This window comes from Candidatus Foliamicus sp. (assembly GCF_965221325.1).
Taxonomy (GTDB): Bacteria; Pseudomonadota; Gammaproteobacteria; order Steroidobacterales; family Foliamicaceae; genus Foliamicus.
This window is the reverse complement of record NZ_OZ244880.1, coordinates 648,750-667,620: the sequence shown is the minus strand read 5'-3', so window position 1 is coordinate 667,620 and position 18,871 is coordinate 648,750. Positions and strand designations below refer to the sequence as shown.

Sequence of the window (18,871 nt, the reverse complement as noted above, 5' to 3'; positions counted from 1 at the left end):
TAAACCGTATTCCGGCAAACCAGGAGGAGTGGTTCCTGCAAGCCCCAAATCAGGCGTCCGGCGCGTGATAAACTGCTGAGCCGTGGCAAGCTTCAATCTAAATGGCCAGCCGGTAACCGTGGACGTGCCCGGCGATATGCCGCTGCTCTGGGCGCTGCGTGATCACCTTTATCTCACGGGCACCAAGTACGGCTGCGGCATAGCCTTGTGCGGCGCCTGCACCGTGCATATGGACGGGGTAGCAGTGCGCTCCTGTCGAATAAACACCGCGGCCGCCGAAGGCCGCAATATCACCACCATCGAGGGGTTGTCGGACGAGGGCATGGTGCATCCCGTGCAGCAGGCCTGGATTGACGAGCAGGTGCCGCAGTGCGGCTATTGCCAGCCCGGAATGGTGATGGCGGCGGCGGCGCTGCTGGCGGATAATCCGAGCCCCGGCGACGACGACATCAACAGTTCGATAACGAACATCTGCCGATGTGGCACCTATCCGCGCATTCGGCGGGCCATACATGCCGCCGCAAAATCCATGGCGGCGGCGGACGAGAGTTGATTCGCGCAACCTCGCTTGCGGCCACGCTGGCCGCGGCAGCATTTGTGCTCGGGGGCTGCGGCGGCGAGCAGCGATCCACCAGCCCTGCGGGGGACTCGGAACCGGCCGCCGAGGAACAACAGGACCTTGCCACCCTGCTGGCCACCGCCAATACGGAACGGGGCCGCCGCCTGTATATTCAGTGCCGCGCTTGCCACACGCTGGTAGCCGATGGAAATCAGTTGCTGGGACCGAACCTGCGCGGCTTCCTGAACCGGCCCGCGGGCACCGCGCCAGGCTATGACTATTCCGAAGCCCTGCTGGCCGCGAGCCTGGACTGGACGCCGGAAACGCTGGATGAGTGGATTCGCAATCCGACCGAACTCATCCCGGGCAACAAGATGATCTTCGCCGGCATCCGCAGGCCACGCGACCGCGCAGACCTGATCGCCTGGCTGCAAACCGCCGCTGCAGAAGAATAGCGGCGGCCCGCGCCGAGCCGCGCCTCCCTGGCGCGGTGATCTATTCTTCAGCCTCCGCGGCTTGTTCGGCGGCGCGCTTGGCGTCGATGTAGTCCTTGAATTCGGTCCAGGAAGTCTCTTTGCCCTTCTCGTAGCGAATCGGGGGCGGCTCGAGGTACAGCGGGTAGTTGGCCTTGATCTCGTCCATCATGATGGCCGGCATCTCGTCGAAACTCTCCAGCCGAATGCCGGCGGTATGAAACACCACCACGCCCACGTGGTCGCCCATCTTCATCCACGGCAGCCACTTGGACACTCGCCCCCAGGAAATCACGCGATCCTGCGCGGCAGGAATATCCGCATCCAGTATCTCGTCGGCGGGTGACGCCGACGTGCCGAACTCCATGGCGTGATAGATACCGCCCACGTAGGGCTGATAGTCGCCGCCCAAGGGGTTCTGATAGAACAGCCGCGCCGCGCCGCCGCCATGCATCATCACGCCGTCCTTGAAGAAATAGAACAGCGAAGCAGTGGGATTGCCGGCCTCGTCGCGGGCCCAGGTCTCGCGGTAGTCGCCGGGCGGATCATTGGCCACATGCACCACTTCCACTTCCTCGCCCGTCCAGGGATTGCTCCAACTGCGCAGCACCTCGTTGGTTTGCGGATCCAGATACAGCATCAGCTCGCGCGAACGCGCGGCGAAACCCAGGCCGCGCACCGGGTCGGTAAAGGTCTCGCAGTGACGGATATTCATCCCCTGCACATTGAAAAGGTGGCGGTCCTTTTCGCCCGGAACGCGGGAGTACATGCGCCCCTCCCACCAGTAAAGCGCGGTGTCACCATCGTTCAGCGAGCAGCGCGTCTTCATCAGCAGGCGGATCACGTCGTCGGGATCGTTCACGTCCAGTTGCGCGCCCCAGGCCGGACCGGCAGCCACGCACATGGCGCCCGCCAGACAGGTTCCCGCCAGCCGCGAAATAAGTTGCTTTGCGTTGATCATTGCCAATCTCCTTCCGGCTCGGTCACCGACTTGAAATACGACCAGCTCGTTACATTGGGGCGGGCGTCGTCCAGCGGCGGTGGCTCGGCGTACTTCGGATAGTTGTTGCGCAATTCGCTGCGCAGCGGCTCGGACAAATCGTCAATGCCCGCAACCCGCTTGCCCACGGTAGTGAAAATCATCATGCCCGGCCGGTCGCCCATGCGCATCCAGGGCAGCCACTTGGACGTGCGCGCCCAAGAGAGGGTATAGCGCTTGAGCGTGTTCAGCTCCGGGTCCAGCAATTCGTCCTCGTATGCATAGCTGTTGAGCATCTCCATGGCGTGGTAGGTGCCGCCCACGTAGTCCTGGTATTCGCCGGCCAGCGGATTCTTGTAGAACAGCGGCACGTAGCCCGTGGTCCAGACTCTGCCCTTGAGGAAATAGCCGTTGAAGCGGTAACCGCTGCCATCCTCGCGATAGGCGTAGGACGGGCCGCGCATATTCACCGGATCGTTGGCCACATGCACAACCTCCACTTCCTCGCCCGTCCAGGGATTGGTCCAGGTGCGCAGGATTTCGTTGCTGTCGGGGTCGAGGTAGATCAGCAGCTCGCGCGACACGGAGCGGTAGCCTCGGCCGCGCTCAGGATCTTCGAAGTTCTTGCACTGGCGGATGTTCATGCCCTGCACGTTGAACAGGTGCCGGTCTTTCTCGCCGGGCATGCGGCTCATGGCGCCACCCTGCCACCAGTAGAGAATCGTCTCGCCCTCGTTGAGCGAGCAATTCAACTTCTGCGCCATCAGGATGGCGTGCTCGGGGTTGGCCGGATCAAGCCGCTCCGCTGCCGGCAAAGCGGCAAACGCCATGCTCAGCACCAAGCTTGCTCCGACGGCAAGCGCCGGACGAAATGAATGCCTCATGTCGAATTCCTCCCAGATTTAGAAGCCATGGCCGCCACTCAGTGTATCCGCGATTGTAGGGCCTCTGCGCCAGCGGCCTTTATCAGTCTGCCGGCCAGCCATCGGCTTGCGGTAAAACTGACAGTACTCCGAGCAACTTGCAGGCCTTCGCCAAGGCCGCCGCATCGGGATGCGCTACCGGCGGCACGCCCGAGCCCGGCGGCAGAGTCGCATCCAGTGCGGCTTTGGCTGCGGTCTTGCGTCCCGGTTCCAGTGACGGGTCAAGCAAGGAGGTGGAGAGATTGTCCAGGCGCAGCAGGTCGCGGTCCCACTGAAAGCGGGTAGCCAACGCCCAGTTGACCTGCTGCGGATCGAACAGGTCGATGTCGGCGTCCAGCGCCACCGCTGTCTTGACCCGCCGCCACGAGAGCACCACCGTCAGCGCGTCGCGCACTTCCCCCGGCAGCGCGCCGTCGAATTGCAGCAGCGCCAGGAACCGCCGGCCCTGCGCCGGGACATGCACGTTCACCAGGTGCGGCGAAACGGACCGCGCCAGCGAGTAGAGCTTGCCTTCCATGGCGATATTGTCCGGGGTCAGGTTGTCCGCCAGGCCGGAGCCGCAATCGTGCAGCACCGCGCCTTCGCGGTGCGATATCGAGAGCACTTCGCATACCGGGGCATCGACCGCCGGACCCAGAAAACCGGTGTATTCGGCGAACGGCCCGTCGGCCTCGGTAATCCCCGGATGCGCCAGCCCCTCGATCACGAATTCGGCGTCGGCCGGAACCTGCAGGCGGTCGCCGAAGTGCAACGAGGGCGTGAGTCGCAGAGGTTCGCCCACCAGGCCGCCGGCGGCCGGCCAGTGACTTTGCGGATAGCCCAGCTTCACCTGCGCGGCCACGCTCACAGCCGGGTGGTGGCCGATCCAGAAAGCGACCGGGCAGGGTTCCCCGCGCTCGTGCCAGGCGCGCATGTTGCGGGCGTTATGGGAATTGGGATAAGGGAACCATGTCATGCGCCGCGCGTCCTTGATCCAGCAGCGCTGAATGGCGCAGTTGTCGATTTCCGTCTCGGGATCGAACGTGGTGGCGTGGGCCGCGGTCAGGTAAGGCCCCGGATTCCCCTTGTGCTGCACGGTGGCCGGTAGTTGGCGCAAATCCGCATCTCCGCCCTCCAACACCTTGGTCCGCACCGGCGCCTGCTCGGCGGGCACAACCACCGGCTCGATTCGCCTTTGCTGCCGCTCGGCCCACCACGACGCCGCCTGGCGCTGTTTGTCCAGACCCAGCGCCGCGCAGACCACGGAGCGGCTTGCCGTGAGATTGGTAGCCAACGAAAACGGCGCGATTTCGCCGCTGGGCAGCCGCGGCTGGCGCACCCAGAGCGGCGGATAGCGCTCCGCCCGGTCCAGCGCATGCTGCAACGCGGTGACTTCGTATTCCACCGCCATCGGCTCGTCAACGCGCAGGACGGCATCGCCCTGCGCTTCCAGCCATGCCTTGAGGCCGTCGCTAAGCCCCAATTCACGGGCGCCTCGGCTCACGGCACCGCATCCACGTCCGTAAGTCCGTACACCGCAAACGTCGCCAGCCAGTGCTCACCCTCATAGTGTCCGCTGAAGACGTAACTCAGGCCCGCCGCGAGGTGCTCGTCTGCCGATTGCAGCAGCACGCTGCGACGCGGGTCCTCTGCCGGAAGCGCCCATGCCACAGAACGCATGGTCCAGGCGCGGTGCAGGTTCAATCCCGCCAGATGCACAATCTTGCCGTCGGTTACGTCACTGACCGTAGCCGGCACAAGCAGCGGACCCAAATCACCTCGGCGAAGCCCCGGAAAGAAGCCGTCCAGCCACTCGGAAAACTCCGCCCCCGGCAACACCCGGCGCATCAGGTCTGCTTCGGCAAGCGCCGCGGAAAAGAAATCCTCGCCGCTGGGCTCGTAGTTCACGGGATACGCGCGGTCGGCCTTGAAATAGTGCAGGCTCCTTTCCACCACGAGTTGTTCCAACTCCTCGTGCCCGGCCGCGCGCGCGTAATCGAGTGCTTGCCCCAGCGCGAAAGCGGTGTTGGGATGCACCCCGGTGCGCACCGGCCAGTCCAGCCGCGGCAGATAATCCAGGGTCAGCGTCACGATCCGCTGCTCCAGGGGCTCAAGCCGCTGGGCCCAGACCCGGGCATCGTCATCGTCGAAGTTGCGAAGCTCCAGAGCCAGGCGAAAGAGCCAGGCCCAGCCGTACATGCGCTCGAACGAACGGTTTTGCTTCTGATCGAAGTACTCCGCCTCGGCCAGCAACTCGGCGGCGCCGAATTGCCGGGCCAACGTGGCACGGGTCCGCTCGGCTTGAGGGTGCCCCGGATAGACTTTCAGAAGACGCACCAATAGCCAGTGGCCGTGCAAGGCCGAGTGCCAGTCGAAACAGCCGTAGAAGACCGGGTGCAACTGCCGGGGCGTTAGCGCGGACTCATCACCCACCATGACCTGCATGGGCTTGTTGGGGTATTCGGTGACGATGCAGTCCAGCGCCAGTCTCGAAAAGACAGCCGCGTGGACATCGTGGAGCGGCTGATCGAATCTTGGCGCCGGCAGGGTTATCGTTACCGAGTTTTCAGGTCCGTGTGCTTCGGCGCCTTCAGCCGCCGCGAACAACACCAGGGCCAGACAAGCCGCGCGCAGCATGCAAGCTGCTGACTTCCGCGTCCGCCCTGCGGAGCGGGGCGCTGTAGTGCTGATCCGCCGCGGGTACACGCCACCGTTCTGCAGCCACATTCAGGAGTCCTCCACCGTATCCCGCCGGATAGTACCACCGACCACCAGACGCCGGACATTTTGCCGCCGTGATGGTGTCGGCTATTCTGTGCTGGCGCATGAGCCAGGAGCATCTTCCCGATTACTTCTCGGTAGCCAATCCGGCTGCGTTGCGCCGCGAATACCCACTCGGGGAGGATTTCACGGCGCGGTTCGCCGGAATGAGCCGCGACGAGCTGCGCGCGATTCAGGAAGGGCGTTTCCGGCGCTGCCTGGAGCAAGCCTGGGCTACGCCGTTCTATCGCCGGCTATGGAGCGAGTCCGGTCTGGAGCCCGGCGATGTGCGCAGTCTCGAAGATCTGCCCAAGCTGCCGATTTTCTCCAAGGCGGACCTGATGAAAAGCGTGGAGCGCCATCCGCCTTTCGGCGACTACCACCGCCAGCGCGAGGGCGATCCGGAGGCACCGCCGGCGGGGCTGGTGATGCAGACCACCAGCGGCACCACCGGGGCGCCGCAGCCGATATTCTTCGGGCCGCGAAGCCGAGAACTGCAAGCGCTGATGGTGGCGCGTGCCTGGCTACTGCAAGGCCTGCGAAGCAGCGACGTGATGCATTCCAGCTACGCGCACGGCATGGTGAACGCGGGCCACTTCGTACGCGAAGCAGCGCTTCACTATACGCGGACCGTGCTGCTGTCCGCGGGCGCCGGCAACGAGACACCCTCGCTGACGCAGACAGCCAACATGGCGCGATTCAAGGCCACCGTGCTGGTGGGTTTTGCCGACTACCTGCGCAAACTCGCCGACACCGCCCGCCGCAGCGGTCTCGAGCCGGGCCGCGACATCTGTATTCGCATGATTTCCACCCACCTCGGCATGACGCCCCGAGAAGACCTGGGCGAAGCCTGGGCCTGCGACACGGTCTACGATTGGTACGGCGTGGGCGATACCGGACTGATCGCTGCCGAAGGGCCGGATCTGGACGGCATGCACGTTATGGAGGACGCCCATTTCGTGGAAATTGTCGAGCCTTCCTCGCAGTTGGCAGCAAGCGAAGGCGAACCGGGCGACGTGGTCTGCACCTGCCTCTACAAGGACGACGCCTATCCGATCATCCGCTTCAACACGCGCGACTTGAGCGCCTGGCTGCCTGGCGAAAACGCGCTGGGCCTGCCGTTCGCGCGTATCGCCGGTTTCCTCGGGCGCAGCGACAGCATGGTCAAGTACAAGGGCATCAATTTCTATCCGGAAGCTGCGGCGAGCGTATTGCGGGAGTCGGACGCCTATGCCGGCGACTACATCTGCATCCTCGATGGAGAGGAGTTCGTCATCGAAGTGGAAGTACAGTCTCCGCAGCAGCCGGGACTGGGTGAGCGCCTGCAAGCCCTGATACGGCAGCGGCTGGGCGTGCGCGTGCCGGTGCGGCTGTGCGCCCCCGGCAGCCTGGCAGCGCTGACCGGCTCCGAATCCCGCCAAAAGCCCCGCCGACTTATCCGCCGCTAGTCCGGACCCGAGGGCGCGTACCGGAGCGTATTCCGTGGAGGGTGACTCGGAAACGGGCACAATATCCGCCCTATGAACAAACGCAATCACTTTCGCGCCGCCTTTTTCGGCGCAGCGCTTGCCGGCGCGATGTGCTCCGGGGCGGCTTTCGCCAAGGAAGGCATGTTCACGCCGGAGCAGATACCGGACATCGCCGGCGATCTGCGCGCTACGGGGCTGAAGCTGGATGCCGCCGCGTTGGCGGACCTGACCGCCTTCCCGATGGGCGCGGTCATCTCGCTGGGCGGCTGCACTGCTTCGTTTGTCTCGCCGCAGGGACTGGTGGCGACCAATCACCATTGCGCGCGCGGCTCGGTGCAGTTCAACTCCACGCCGGAGAACAACTACCTGGAAGACGGATTCCTGGCTGCCTCCATGGCTGAGGAACTGCCTGCCGCACCGGGTTCGCGTGTGTATGTGACCCTTGAAGTGACCGATGTCACGGCACGGCTCACAGGCGATCTGGACCCGGCGCTCGAGCCGCGCGAGCGCGTGGCCCGCATCGAACAGCGCCAGAAGGAGTTGATTGGGGAATGCGAGTCCGAACCCGGCTATCGCTGCCAGGCGGCCGCATTTTTCGGCGGCCTGCAATACAAGCTGATCAAGCGCCTGGAGATCCGCGATGTGCGCATCGTGTATTCGCCGGCCGACGCCATCGGCCGCTACGGCGGCGACATAGACAACTGGCGCTGGCCACGGCATACGGGGGATTTTGCGTTCTACCGCGCCTACGTCGGGCCGGACGGCATGCCGGCGGACTATGCGGAGCAGAACGTGCCCTACGAGCCGCCGCACTTCCTGGAGGTGTCGGCTGCCGGTTTGGAGAACGGCGAGTTCGCAATGGCTCTCGGCTATCCGGGGCGCACCTCGCGCTACGCGCGCCTGGCGGCGGTAGAGCAAACCTTCAATTGGCGCTATCCGCTGCTGCTTGAGGTGTACGCGGACTGGATCGCGCTGATCAAAGCCGCGGCGCCGGAAGGCAGCGCGGCACGCATTCTCTACGAGTCGCGCCTGGCGGGGCTCAACAACACGCTCAAGAACTTGAAGGGCCAGATCGACGGCGCCCGCCGCAACAACCTCGTGGGCCGGCGAGCGGAGCGGGAAGCGGAACTCGATGCCTGGATAGCGGCCGACCCGCACCGCTCGCTGCTGGGCGAGGCCATTGCAGCGCTGGACGAGCTGGCCGAGGAAAGCGCCGCCGAAGCCAAGCGGAGTTTCTGGTACCAGAACGCCCTGCGCCCGCAACTGCTGGGCGCGGCAGCGCGCCTCTACCGGCTGGCGCGCGAACGGCAGAAGCCGGACGCCGAGCGCGAAGGCGGCTACCAGGAACGGGACATGGCCATGTTCCGCCAGCGCATGACGATTATCGAGCGGCGCTACGATCCGGCGGTGGACAAGCAGGAGTGGCTTTATTTCCTGCGCGGTTACATGGCACAGCCCGAAGATTTGCGCATCGCGGCGCTCGACCAGGCAATGGGCCTGGAACCCGGCCTCAGCGAAGAGCAGCTATCGGCCAAGCTCGACGACTACTATGCGCAAACCACGCTCGGCAGCGCGGAAGCCCGGCTGGCGCTCATGGAGGCAAGCCCCGCAGAGCTTGAGGAAAGCAGCGATCCCTTCCTGCGTTTGGCTGTGGCGCTCTACGACACCCAGATGGAGCGCGAGGAAGCGAACAAGGCCAGGGCCGGACGCAGCAATCTGCTGTATCCGCAATACATGCGCGCCATCATCAACTGGCAGCAGGCGCAAGGGCATTCCGCCTACCCCGACGCCAATTCCACCTTGCGCCTGACCTACGGTTCGGTAATGGGCGGCGCGCCGGCGGACGGTTTGCTCTACGAACCGTTCACGCGCCTGGAAGGCATTACGCAAAAGGACACGGGCGAAGCGCCCTTCAACGCGCCGCCCAGCCAGCTTGCGTTGATTCGCGCCGGCGAGCATGGCGATTACCGGCTGGAGTCGATCGGCTCGGTGCCGGTAAATTTCCTCACCGACCTCGACGCAACCGGCGGCAATTCGGGCTCGGCCACGCTCGACGCGCAAGGCAAGCTGGTGGGTCTGCTGTTCGACGGGACGCTGGAAAGTGTCAACTCCGACTGGGATTTCGACCCGGACATCACCCGCACGATTCACGTGGACACGCGCTACATGCTCTGGGTAATGGAAAAGGTCGATGGCGCCTCGGCTCTGATCGACGAAATGACCATCGTTCGCTAAGCCCGCGCCGAGGGCGCGCGCCGGCTTGCCGTAACTGCGCCGAGCGCAGTCTACGCGGACTGGGCGAGCGCTTCGGCGATCAGAGCGGCGCCGCCGGACGCGCCGCTGTTGCTCATGAACACGAGGGCGTCGCCGGGCTCGGCAGCGGCGGCGGCCAGACAGGCGGCTTCGGCGGCGTCCGCGCACACCGTCACACGCTCCTGATGAGCAAACGCTTGATGCGGGTCCCAATCGAGGCTTCCCGCCGGCGCCAGCCAAGCGTGGGCCGCGATTTCCAGCGCGCCGGGGAGGCCGGCAAGGTGCGCGCCGGAGCGCATACTGTTGGAGGCCGGCTCGAAAACCGCCAGCACCCGCCGGTAATCGTCCTTCAATGCTTGCAGCGTGGCCCTTATCGCCGTGGGGTGGTGAGCGAAATCGTCATACAGCGCAACCGCCGAAGCGCCGCCGCGAAAACGGCCCAACAATTGCAACCTCCGGGCCGGCGGCTTAAACGTCCCGAGCGCCGCGCAAGCATGATCGACGGCCACCCCGCAGGCATGCGCAGCCGATAGCGCGGCCAGCGCGTTGGACAGATTGTGCGCGCCGGGCAAAGCCAGTTCGCCCTGGGCCTCGCCCGACGGCCCGGAGAACCGGACGCCCCCTCCCTCCAAGCGCTCCGCGCGCCACTCCGCCGGCACGCCTGGGTTTACGGAAAAGCGCTCCACCGGGGTCCAGCATCCCTGCTCCAGCAAGCGGGAGATATTGGCGTCCGTGCCGTTCACAAGCAGGCGGCCGGCGCCCGGCATGCGCCGCAGCAGCAGGTGAAACTGACGCAGCACAGCGTCTATGTCGGGGTAGATGTCAGCGTGATCGTGCTCGATGTTGTTGATCACCAGCGTGCGCGCACGATAGTGCAGGAACTTGGCATTCTTGTCGAAGAAGGCCGTGTCGTATTCGTCGCCCTCAATCACGAAATGCGTCCCGCTCCCCAGCCGGGCGGTGCGGCCGAAATTGCCCGGGGCTCCGCCGATCAGAAAACCGGGCTCAAGGCCCGCTTCGTGCAGTATCCAGGCCGCCATGCTGGCTGTGGTGGTCTTGCCGTGGGTACCGGTCACGGCGAGGGTCTCTCGGCCGCGCAACACCTCGGCGCCCAGCCACTCGGGACCCGACATGAACTCCAGATCACTGTTCAGGAGTTCTTCGATGATCGGCATGCCGCGCGACATCACATTGCCTACCAGCACCAGGTCCGGCCGCGCCTGCAGTTGTGCAGGGTCGAAACCGATGACCGGATTTATCCCCAGTTCCTCGAGGCGAGTGCTCATCGGCGGCCAGGCGGCGCGGTCCGAGCCGCTCACTTCATGGCCCAGTTCGCGAGCCAGGGCGGCCAGCCCGCCCATGAAAGTGCCGCATATGCCGAGGATGTGAATGTGCATCAGGCTTGCGGGAGCTCCACGCCCATGAATTCGAACAGCAAGGCGTAGGTCATGACGTACAGAACGAAATGTCCCAGCGCCAGCAATACGCCGCTGAACAGGCTGCGGGCCACCGCCTGCGACAAGATATTGGCCATCGCCACCAGCCACCAGGCGTCGAACGCGAGTCCCGCCGCCTGCAGCGCCAAGGACGGCGCATCCATGCCCGCCGCGACATACGTCAGCGGCAAGTCCGCGCCCGCAATCACGGCCTGCGCGCCGAACAGCGCCACGACGGTCTGCGGCAGGCGCTCCAACTTGCCCACCAACTGCAGCGCCAGCCAAGCGTAGCCCATCAGCAGCGGCAGCTCCAGCGCCACGCCGAGCACCGCCGCCCCGGGATAGCCGGGCAAGTCCAGCAGATTGCCGACAATCTTCACGGCCGCCCATGGAACGAGGCAAAGCACCAGCATGGCCGGCGAACCGGGTAGCGTGTCCGGCCCGCGCAGACTCAGCGACACGTAAACGAAGTGCTTGAAGACTTCACGCATTGGAGGAGGTGTACCGCGTGCCCGCTGCCTGCTACGCAGACGGCTTGTGGGCCGGAGCATCAAGTTGGCTGACAATCCGGGCGAACACTTCCTGCGGCGCGCCCAGGCCATTGATGCGATGCAGCCGGTCGGCGTAGTGCGCCAACAGCGGGCGGGTCTCGCGCTCATAGACGGTCAGCCGGTTGGCGATCGTTTCCTCGGTGTCGTCGTCGCGCTGGATCAATTCTCCGCCCGCGGCCTTGCTGGCGGCCAGTTCCTCGGCCGGCGAAAAATAGATGTTCAGGAGCTTGCCGGTCGCCGAACAGATGCGGCGGCCGGTCAGCCGCTTCATCAGGACCTCGCGGGGCAGATCGAGCATCAGCACCGCGTCGAGCTGCCGTCCCGAAGCAGCGAACAACTCGCCGAGCAGCCGCGCCTGCGAAGCGTTGCGCGGAAAACCGTCGAGTATGAAGCCACCGGCGCAATCTTCGCGGCCGATGCGCTCGCCCAGCAGTTCCATGACCAAGCCGTCGGAAACCAGTTCGCCCGCATCCATCGCGGCTTTGGCGCGCCGGCCCAGAGGCGTTCCGGCGGAGACCGCAGCGCGCAGCAAATCGCCGGTGGAAACCTGTGGCCATCCCCTGCGCTCCTGCAACAGACGCGCCTGCGTACCCTTGCCCGCGCCCGGCGCGCCCAGAAACACAATCCGCATCAATCCCTCCGGCCAGTCCCGGCCACGGGGTGCTATCGTACACGCTGGCTCCCTGCTGGAACGATCCCTTCCCATGCCTGCTCGCAACGCTCTGTACGCGCAATCCGGAGGCCCCACGGCTGTCATCAACGCCACTGCTCAGGGAGTAATAGAGGCGGTGCGAGAGGCGCGCCCGGCAATAGGCAAGCTGTTTGCGGCGCGCAACGGCGTTCTGGGGGCACTGCACGAGCAACTGTGCGACACGGACGCCGCCGGCGCAGAGCAAATCGCGGCGCTGGGCAACCGGCCCGGCAGCGCCTTCGGCACGGCCCGCTACAAGCTGGCCCGATTCGAGGACGACGAGCGCGAGTACAGGCGCCTGATCGAAGTATTCCGGGCCCACGATATCGGCATGGTGTTCTTCAACGGCGGCAACGACTCCATGGATACGGCGCTGAAGCTTTCGCAACTGGGCCAGCGCATGGGCTATCCGTTGCAATGCATCGGCCTGCCCAAGACGGTGGACAACGACCTGGCGATCACCGACTGCTGCCCCGGTTTCGGCTCGGCGGCCAAGTACGTCGCCGTGTCCACGCGCGAGGCGGCGCTGGATGTGGCCGGCATGGCGCGCACCTCCACGAAGGTTTTCATTCTGGAGGTAATGGGGCGCCATGCAGGCTGGATCGCGGCAGCCGGCGGCCTGGCCGGCGCGGGTCCCGGCGAGCCGCCGCACGTTATCCTGTTCCCCGAGATAGCGTTCGAGGAACAACGGTTTCTGGCCCGTGTGCGCGAGGCGGTGGAAAGCCATGAGTATTGCGTGATCGTGGCCAGCGAGGGCGCCCGCTACGCCGATGGGCGCTTTCTTTCCGAAGCGGGAGGCACCGACGCCTTCGGCCACGCGCAACTCGGCGGCCTGGCGCCGGTGCTCGCCTCCATGGTGCGCGAGAAATTGGGCTACAAGCATCACTACGCCATCAGCGACTACCTGCAGCGTTCGGCGCGGCACCTGGCTTCGGCGACCGATCTGGAACATGCCTATGCCGTGGGCAAGGCCGGAGTGCAGCGAGCGCTTGAAGGCGCCAACGCGGTCATGGTCACGATTGAGCGTCTCAAGGACCAGCCCTACGCATGGACCACTTCGGAAGCGCCGCTCGAACAGGTGGCCAATCGGGAGAAGGAACTGCCCCGTGGCTTCATTAGCGACGACGGATTCGGCATCACCGATACGGCGCGGATTTACCTGAAACCCCTCATAGAGGGCGAAGCGCCACCTCCCTACGAGGGCGGCCTGCCCATATACGCGCAATTCGACTTGCCCGAAGCGCCCCGCCGCCTGCCTGCCTTCAAGTAACGATGGTGCAGCGCCGGTCTGCATGAGCGCGGCAACGGGCGGCGGAGTATACTGCCGCCGTTTTCGGCGGAGGCCACTGCGTGAGCATCGCTTATCAAGGTATCGCGGGGGCCTGGTCGCACCTTGCCTGCCGCGCCGTCCACCCGCAACGGGAGGCGCTTGCCTGCCCAAGCTTCGAGGACGTTTTCGAAATCGTCGAAAGCGGCGGCGCAGACTTGGCGATGATCCCGATCGAAAACAACCTGGGTGGGCGCGTGGCCGACATCCACCAACTGCTTCCGCATCAGGCCCTGCACATCGTGGCCGAATTCTTCCAACCGATCCGTCACGAACTGCTGGCGGCGCCGGGCGCCACAGAAGACGGGCTCAAGGCCGTCTATAGCCACCCGCAGGCGCTGGCGCAATGCCGGCGTTTTCTGCGCAAGCACGGCCTCGAGCCGCGCGCCGCCAGCGACACCGCTGGCGCGGCGCGGAAGGTCGCCGAGCGCGGCGACCCCACGGTGGGCGCGATTGCGTCCCGGCTGGCGGGAAAACTGTACCGGCTTGGCAGCCTGCGCAGGGACATCCAGGACGAACGCCATAACACCACGCGCTTCATCATCCTGGCGCGGGAAAGGAACGAACAACCGCCCGAGTCGTCCGTGCGCTATATCTCGGCACTGTGGTTCCAACTGCGCAGTGTGCCCGCCGCGCTCTACAAGGCGCTGGGCGCGTTTGCCACCAACAACGTGAATCTGACCAAGCTGGAGAGTTATATCGACACCGAAAACTTCGGGCGGGCCCGCTTCTACGCCGAAGTCGAGGGGCACGAAACGCACCAGCCGGTGCGCTCGGCGCTCGAGGAATTGCGTTATTTCGCCGACCTGGTGCGCGTGCTCGGGAGTTTTCCGCAACACGAGTTCCGCCAGCGGCAAGCCTTAAGATAGGCGCCTGGCCGGCGCAGGCATTGCGCGGGCGCGATCCGTCCCAAGGCATGGAGAAAACATGCACAAGCTCCTGGTCACATTCACGCGCCCGAACGACGCTGATGCGTTCGAGAAACACTTTCGCGAAGTCCACGCGCCGATGCTGCGCAGCATTCCGGGGCTGAAGAAGCTGGTCATCAACCGAATTACGGGCAACGCTGCGGGCGGTGCGTCCTCGCTCTACCTGATTGTCGGGCTGCAGTTCGGACCGCAGGAAGATTACAAACGCGCGATGCGTTCGCAGGAGAACGCCGCCGCCGCCCACGACAGGGTAGAACTCTGCCGCGCCACAGGCTCCCGATTCGAAGTGCTGATCGCTCATGAAGATTAGCGCGAACAGGCTCCCGCGATGAGCGAGCGCATGACAGGCGGCGAGGCGCTTGTGCGCTCGGTGCTGGCGCATGGCGTGGATACCGTATTCGGATTGCCGGGAGGGCAAACCTACGGCGTGTTCGATGCCCTGGCGCAATACGAGCGGCCCATCGAAGTGATCAATTCGCGCCACGAGCAGGGCGCCGCCTACATGGCCTTGGGATATGCCGCTGCCACGGGCCGCGCCGGGGTGTTCAGCGTGGTGCCCGGGCCGGGAGTACTCAACGCTTCCTCCGCGCTATGCACGGCGGAGGCAACCCATTCGCGCGTACTGTGCCTGGCGGGGCAGGTTCCCTCCGAGCGCATCGACCAGGGCTGGGGCATGCTGCACGAAATCCGCGACCAGCTCGGAATCCTAAAGCGCCTGACCAAGTGGGCGAAACGCATACCGAGCGGCGCCGAAGCGCCCGCCGATGTGGCCGAGGCCTTCCGGCAACTGCATACCGGCGCAGCGCTGCCGGTGGCGCTGGAAATGGCGCCCGACGTAATGGAGGGCGAAAGCGAGGTAGCGCTGCTCGAACCGGCGAGTGCATACCCGGTGCGCGAGGCCGACCCGGACGCGCTTCAGCGCGCGGCCCGACTGCTCGGCAAGGCCAGAAATCCCATCATCATTGCCGGCGCCGGCGCGCTGGACGCGCCGGCGGAACTGCTGCGCGTGGCGGAACTGCTGCAAGCGCCCGCCGCCGCGCATTTCAACGCCAAGGGAGTGATCGACGAACGCCATTACCTGGGCGTCAACCTGCCGCTGGCGCATTCTCTCTGGGGCGCGGCGGACGCGGTGCTGGCCGTGGGCACTCGGTTTTCCGAGCAGGAGCTGGAATGGGGACTGGACGAAGCGCTGCCGGTGGTACGGCTGGACGCGGACGAAACCGCTTTCGCGCGCGGGCGAGCCCCCAGCGTGGCCTTGCACGCCGACATCGACGCCGGATTGCGCGGGCTGGCCGATGCGCTCGAAACCACCAACCGCAAGCGCGAGTCGCGCAGGGAAGAGCTCCTGAGTCTGAAACGCCGTTTCGACAAGGAGTTCAGCAAAGGCAACGCACCGCAGGCGGCACTCCTCAAGGTGGTGCGAGAAGAGCTGCCGGACGACGGTTTCCTGGTGGACGAAGTAACGCAGGTGGCCTACACCTCGTGGTTTGCATTTCCGTCGTACCGGGCTCGGCACTATATAAGCAGCAACTACCAGGGCAACCTGGGTTACGGCTATCCGACCGCATTGGGCGTGCAGGCTGCGCACCGCGACCGCAAGGTGGTCGCTTTTGCCGGCGACGGGGGTTTCCTCTACGCGGGCGCGGAAATGGCCACCGCCGCGCGCCACGGGCTCAACGTGGTGGTGATCGTGTTCAGCAACGACGCCTTCGGTAACGTGCGCCGCGACCAGACGCAACGCTACGCGGGGCGGGTGTTCGCCTCCGAGCTGACCAACCCCGACTTCAAGGCCATGGCCGAGTCATTCGGGTTGGGCGCCTGGCGGGTTCGATCGCCCGAAGAGCTGCGCGGGGCGCTGCGCGAGGCACTCAAGGCCGATGCGCCGGGCCTGATCGAAGTGCCGGTCAGCGAAATGCCCAGCCCCTGGCCCTATCTCCTGCTGCCGCGGGTCAGATAGTCTTCAAGCCGCGTGCCGCTCAAGCCCGGTACGCGCTTGGTCACGAAATCCGCTTCCCGGCCGAAAGGCCGGGTCGCGTCCAGCCCCAGCCGGCCGGCGAAATCGTCCTGCGTATCGCGGTAGAAACCGGCGCGGCCGCTGATGACGTGGGCGCGGGAATCGACACGGCCGCGAGTGATGAAAGCGTGCATCACGGCGTTCATGTCATGCAGGTTCACGTCTTCCTCCACCACGCAGCAGAGCTGGTTGTAGTCGGCATGGCTGTCGAACACCACATCCATCACATCGCGGGCATGGCCGGCATATTGCGGGCGAATCTGCACCGTGGTGTTCATGAAAGCCGGCGCGCAGGACACATCCACGATGCCGGACAGCCGGCGGCTCAGATCGCGGTATACGCGCGCCGCGTTAACCGCTTCGAGCAATGCCAGGTCCTCGCGCGAACCGCATAACAGGCTGTGGAAAATCGCCTCGCGCCGATAGCTCACGGTGTCCACCGCCATCACGTGATTCGGCCCCTCGGGTACGTAATAACCCAACACTTCACCGAACGGGCCTTCCGGGCGCCTTTCGCCGGCAAGGATGCGGCCCTCGATGACAACTTCGGCGGCAGCCGGAATGGGTAGCGCCGCGCATTGGCCGGGATAGACTTCCACCGGCCGGCCAGCAAGCTCGGCAGCCAGCGCGTACTCGTTTACACCGGGCGGCAAGTGCGTGCCGGCGGCAAAGAACACCGGCGCCGGCACGCCGATGAGCAAGGCGACAGGCAGTTCTTGACCCGCCGCCTCGGCGCGGCGCTGATAGTCCGCCATGTCGTGACTCGTGCCCAGGCGCAGCCTGAGTTCGCCGGGGCTCACATACATGGCGCGGTGAAAGGACAGGTTCGGGACGCCGTTGTCCGGGTCGAGCACCAGCGCAATGGCCGCCGTGAAGTAAGGGCCGGCGTCGCGTTCGTGGTAGGTAATCAGCGGCAGGTCGGCAAGCGTTCCTTCCTGCATATCCTGCGGGGCACACGTTTCTTTCTGCGGAGGCTCCACGCGCGCTTCCGCGGCATCCAGCACCTTCGCATACGCCGCAGCGAACGGTTCTTCCGTGCCGCCCACAACCTCCCGCAGCCGCGCAGGGTCGGCGAACAAATTGGTGGCTACCCGCATCGCAGTGCCGCGTACGTTCTCGAACATCAGCGGACGATTGCCCGCCTGTTGCGCGCGCTGGGTCACCGCGGCCAACTCGAAGCGCGGATCCACCTCGCGCGAGACGGCCGACAGTTCGCCCGATGCGGCCAGCCGGTCCAGCCAGCTTCTCACGACGCCGCTGCCGGCGTTTGCTTCCAGCGAGGCAGAAAAGCGGCAAGGATCGCAGCCAGGGCGCAGCAAGCGCCACCCACGCCCAGCATCAGCCGGTAGGAACCGTTCGAATCGTAAACCGCTCCATAGGCCCAGGGCCCCAAAGCAGTGCCCACCAGAAAGGCGCTGAACAGCAGCCCGTAGATCGCGGCAAAGGAACTGAGCCCGAAGTAGCGCCCGGCCAGGTAGGCAAGCTGGTCGATCTCCGCGCCCATGCTCACTCCCAGAAGCAGAGCAGCCGGGATAGCGAAGCCGGCCGCATTGCCCGAGGCAAGTGCGAACATTCCAAGGGCGGAAAGCGTAAAAACAACCACGGCCACCCGCGGAGCGAATATCCGGTCTATGAGAAAACCGATCACGACGCGCGAAACCATTACGGCCACTCCCACCATCCCGACTATCCAGCCCGCCCGCTCGCCTGGCAGGCCGAACTCGCTGAGCATGGGTTTGAAGTGCGCAAGCATTCCGTAGAGGCTGAACGACAGCAGGGCGAACACCGCCACCAGCACCCAGAACACGCCTCGTCCCAGCGCCTGCCGCCAGTCGTCGCCAGCCCGGACTGCCGCTTCAGGGGTGTCCGGCACCGCTTGCCCGGACCGCAACGGTTGGCTCCCGGGAGACTTGAGGAACACCGTGACCAGCGGCATGGCCACGAAAATGATGATCGCGCCCAGGGCGAGAAAGCTGTAGCGCCAACCGTGCGCATCGTTGATATAGCGCACCATGGGAGGAACATAGGCATAGCCGAGCCCGGCGCCCGCCATTGCCGCACCGATGGCCAGCCCACGGCGGCGATCGAACCAGGCCGAAACCGTGCGCATGTAGGCAGGGCTGTTGGCGCCTGCGCCCAGAATGCCAAGCAATACGTAAACGAGTATCAGCATCCACAGCGCGTCCAGGCGCCAGCCGAGCAGGCAGAGCCCCAGCCCCAGAATCAGCATCGAAGGCGCCAGCACCCGCCGCGAACCGAAAGCATCCACGAGGCGGCCGATGAACGGCAGCGTAAGCGCAAGGCACAAGGTGAACAAGGTAAGCGCCAGACTCATGTCGCCGCGCGTCCAGCCGAACTCCCGCTCCAAGGGCTCGATGAACAAACTGAACGCGCCGAAAGCGAACTGCCCGGGGCTGGTGGACAAGCCCAGCGCGGCAACCGCCACGATCCACCACCGGCGCCTTGCCGCCTGCATCACGGCAAGCCCGCAAGCTGACGGAAGGCCGCGCGGCCTGCTGCCATACTTG

Annotated in this window: 17 protein-coding genes; 8 read left to right on the top strand and 9 right to left on the bottom strand. The window is 65.4% G+C overall.

Annotated features, from left to right (window positions below; translation table 11 throughout):
- Positions 1 to 82: 82 nt before the first annotated feature.
- Both ACWCOO_RS03085 and ACWCOO_RS03080 read left to right on the top strand, forming a co-directional pair.
- A complete protein-coding gene (locus ACWCOO_RS03085) occupies positions 83 to 553 on the top strand; it encodes a (2Fe-2S)-binding protein (protein WP_446831504.1) in 471 nt (156 codons plus the stop codon).
- Entirely contained in the window at positions 550 to 1,014 is a 465-nt protein-coding gene (locus tag ACWCOO_RS03080; protein WP_446831503.1) for a c-type cytochrome, read from the top strand. Before ACWCOO_RS03085 ends, ACWCOO_RS03080 begins: the two co-directional genes overlap by 4 nt.
- 40 nt (positions 1,015 to 1,054) lie before the next feature.
- On the opposite strand, the gene ACWCOO_RS03075 is transcribed toward ACWCOO_RS03080, so the two are convergent.
- From ACWCOO_RS03075 to ACWCOO_RS03060, 4 genes are all read right to left on the bottom strand, one after another.
- The gene (locus tag ACWCOO_RS03075) at positions 1,055 to 1,993 is read right to left on the bottom strand and encodes a DUF1838 family protein (RefSeq protein ID WP_446831502.1); all 939 of its coding nucleotides are present in this window, start codon (positions 1,991 to 1,993) and stop codon (positions 1,055 to 1,057) included.
- Positions 1,990 to 2,895 (bottom strand): DUF1838 family protein, encoded by a 906-nt coding sequence (locus ACWCOO_RS03070; RefSeq protein WP_446831501.1) that lies wholly within the window; start codon positions 2,893 to 2,895, stop codon positions 1,990 to 1,992. Before ACWCOO_RS03070 ends, ACWCOO_RS03075 begins: the two co-directional genes overlap by 4 nt.
- A gap of 82 nt (positions 2,896 to 2,977) precedes the next feature.
- Positions 2,978 to 4,417: a UbiD family decarboxylase domain-containing protein gene (locus tag ACWCOO_RS03065; protein WP_446831500.1), complete on the bottom strand. Its 1,440-nt coding sequence runs from the start codon at positions 4,415 to 4,417 to the stop codon at positions 2,978 to 2,980.
- A complete protein-coding gene (locus ACWCOO_RS03060) occupies positions 4,414 to 5,550 on the bottom strand; it encodes a DUF2891 domain-containing protein (protein WP_446831499.1) in 1,137 nt (378 codons plus the stop codon). The genes ACWCOO_RS03065 and ACWCOO_RS03060 overlap by 4 nt, the downstream gene beginning before the upstream one ends.
- A gap of 161 nt (positions 5,551 to 5,711) precedes the next feature.
- Here ACWCOO_RS03060 and ACWCOO_RS03055 point away from each other — a divergent pair, with 161 nt between their 5' ends.
- Together ACWCOO_RS03055 and ACWCOO_RS03050 are read left to right on the top strand one after the other, a co-directional pair.
- On the top strand, positions 5,712 to 7,121 hold the full coding sequence (locus ACWCOO_RS03055; protein ID WP_446831988.1) for a phenylacetate--CoA ligase family protein: 1,410 nt from the start codon (positions 5,712 to 5,714) through the stop codon (positions 7,119 to 7,121).
- Between the two features lie 129 nt (positions 7,122 to 7,250).
- The gene (locus ACWCOO_RS03050; protein ID WP_446831987.1) at positions 7,251 to 9,377 is read left to right on the top strand and encodes a S46 family peptidase; all 2,127 of its coding nucleotides are present in this window, start codon (positions 7,251 to 7,253) and stop codon (positions 9,375 to 9,377) included.
- Between the two features lie 50 nt (positions 9,378 to 9,427).
- On the opposite strand, the gene mpl is transcribed toward ACWCOO_RS03050, so the two are convergent.
- Genes mpl through ACWCOO_RS03035 form a run of 3 tightly spaced genes read right to left on the bottom strand, consistent with a single transcriptional unit; the run spans position 9,428 to position 12,013 of the window.
- Complete coding sequence (gene mpl / locus ACWCOO_RS03045; protein WP_446831498.1) at positions 9,428 to 10,792, bottom strand: UDP-N-acetylmuramate:L-alanyl-gamma-D-glutamyl-meso-diaminopimelate ligase; 1,365 nt, start codon at positions 10,790 to 10,792, stop codon at positions 9,428 to 9,430.
- Positions 10,792 to 11,322 carry a hypothetical protein gene (locus tag ACWCOO_RS03040; RefSeq protein ID WP_446831497.1) on the bottom strand — a complete coding sequence of 177 codons (531 nt, stop codon included), beginning with the start codon at positions 11,320 to 11,322 and terminating at the stop codon, positions 10,792 to 10,794. Before ACWCOO_RS03040 ends, mpl begins: the two co-directional genes overlap by 1 nt.
- A 31-nt stretch (positions 11,323 to 11,353) precedes the next feature.
- On the bottom strand, positions 11,354 to 12,013 hold the full coding sequence (locus tag ACWCOO_RS03035; RefSeq protein ID WP_446831496.1) for an adenylate kinase: 660 nt from the start codon (positions 12,011 to 12,013) through the stop codon (positions 11,354 to 11,356).
- A gap of 73 nt (positions 12,014 to 12,086) precedes the next feature.
- On the opposite strand from ACWCOO_RS03035, the gene ACWCOO_RS03030 reads away from it, so the two are divergent.
- The 4 genes from ACWCOO_RS03030 to ACWCOO_RS03015 all read left to right on the top strand — a co-directional run bounded on the left by ACWCOO_RS03030 (position 12,087) and on the right by ACWCOO_RS03015 (position 16,286).
- A complete protein-coding gene (locus ACWCOO_RS03030; protein ID WP_446831495.1) occupies positions 12,087 to 13,343 on the top strand; it encodes a 6-phosphofructokinase in 1,257 nt (418 codons plus the stop codon).
- 80 nt (positions 13,344 to 13,423) lie between these two features.
- Positions 13,424 to 14,269: a prephenate dehydratase gene (locus ACWCOO_RS03025; RefSeq protein ID WP_446831494.1), complete on the top strand. Its 846-nt coding sequence runs from the start codon at positions 13,424 to 13,426 to the stop codon at positions 14,267 to 14,269.
- Between the two features lie 58 nt (positions 14,270 to 14,327).
- A complete protein-coding gene (locus tag ACWCOO_RS03020) occupies positions 14,328 to 14,639 on the top strand; it encodes an EthD family reductase (RefSeq protein WP_446831493.1) in 312 nt (103 codons plus the stop codon).
- Between the two features lie 18 nt (positions 14,640 to 14,657).
- A complete protein-coding gene (locus ACWCOO_RS03015; protein WP_446831492.1) occupies positions 14,658 to 16,286 on the top strand; it encodes a thiamine pyrophosphate-dependent enzyme in 1,629 nt (542 codons plus the stop codon).
- On the opposite strand, the gene ACWCOO_RS03010 is transcribed toward ACWCOO_RS03015, so the two are convergent.
- Positions 16,259 to 17,593, bottom strand: coding sequence for a UbiD family decarboxylase (locus ACWCOO_RS03010; RefSeq protein WP_446831491.1), 1,335 nt, complete (start codon positions 17,591 to 17,593; stop codon positions 16,259 to 16,261). The genes ACWCOO_RS03015 and ACWCOO_RS03010 overlap by 28 nt on opposite strands.
- On the bottom strand, positions 17,590 to 18,819 hold the full coding sequence (locus ACWCOO_RS03005; RefSeq protein ID WP_446831490.1) for an MFS transporter: 1,230 nt from the start codon (positions 18,817 to 18,819) through the stop codon (positions 17,590 to 17,592). The genes ACWCOO_RS03010 and ACWCOO_RS03005 overlap by 4 nt, the downstream gene beginning before the upstream one ends.
- Between the last annotated feature and the right edge of the window lie 52 nt (positions 18,820 to 18,871).

Coding starts and splice junctions, on each gene's coding strand:
- ACWCOO_RS03075 (WP_446831502.1), bottom strand. CDS start 1,993: ATGATCAACGCAAAGCAACTTATTTCGCGGCTGGCGGGAACCTGTCTG.
- ACWCOO_RS03070 (WP_446831501.1), bottom strand. CDS start 2,895: ATGAGGCATTCATTTCGTCCGGCGCTTGCCGTCGGAGCAAGCTTGGTG.
- ACWCOO_RS03060 (WP_446831499.1), bottom strand. CDS start 5,550: ATGCTGCGCGCGGCTTGTCTGGCCCTGGTGTTGTTCGCGGCGGCTGAA.
- ACWCOO_RS03055 (WP_446831988.1), top strand. CDS start 5,712: ATGGTGTCGGCTATTCTGTGCTGGCGCATGAGCCAGGAGCATCTTCCC.
- ACWCOO_RS03050 (WP_446831987.1), top strand. CDS start 7,251: ATGTGCTCCGGGGCGGCTTTCGCCAAGGAAGGCATGTTCACGCCGGAG.
- mpl (WP_446831498.1), bottom strand. CDS start 10,792: ATGCACATTCACATCCTCGGCATATGCGGCACTTTCATGGGCGGGCTG.
- ACWCOO_RS03040 (WP_446831497.1), bottom strand. CDS start 11,322: ATGCGTGAAGTCTTCAAGCACTTCGTTTACGTGTCGCTGAGTCTGCGC.
- ACWCOO_RS03035 (WP_446831496.1), bottom strand. CDS start 12,013: ATGCGGATTGTGTTTCTGGGCGCGCCGGGCGCGGGCAAGGGTACGCAG.
- ACWCOO_RS03030 (WP_446831495.1), top strand. CDS start 12,087: ATGCCTGCTCGCAACGCTCTGTACGCGCAATCCGGAGGCCCCACGGCT.
- ACWCOO_RS03020 (WP_446831493.1), top strand. CDS start 14,328: ATGCACAAGCTCCTGGTCACATTCACGCGCCCGAACGACGCTGATGCG.
- ACWCOO_RS03015 (WP_446831492.1), top strand. CDS start 14,658: ATGAGCGAGCGCATGACAGGCGGCGAGGCGCTTGTGCGCTCGGTGCTG.
- ACWCOO_RS03005 (WP_446831490.1), bottom strand. CDS start 18,819: ATGCAGGCGGCAAGGCGCCGGTGGTGGATCGTGGCGGTTGCCGCGCTG.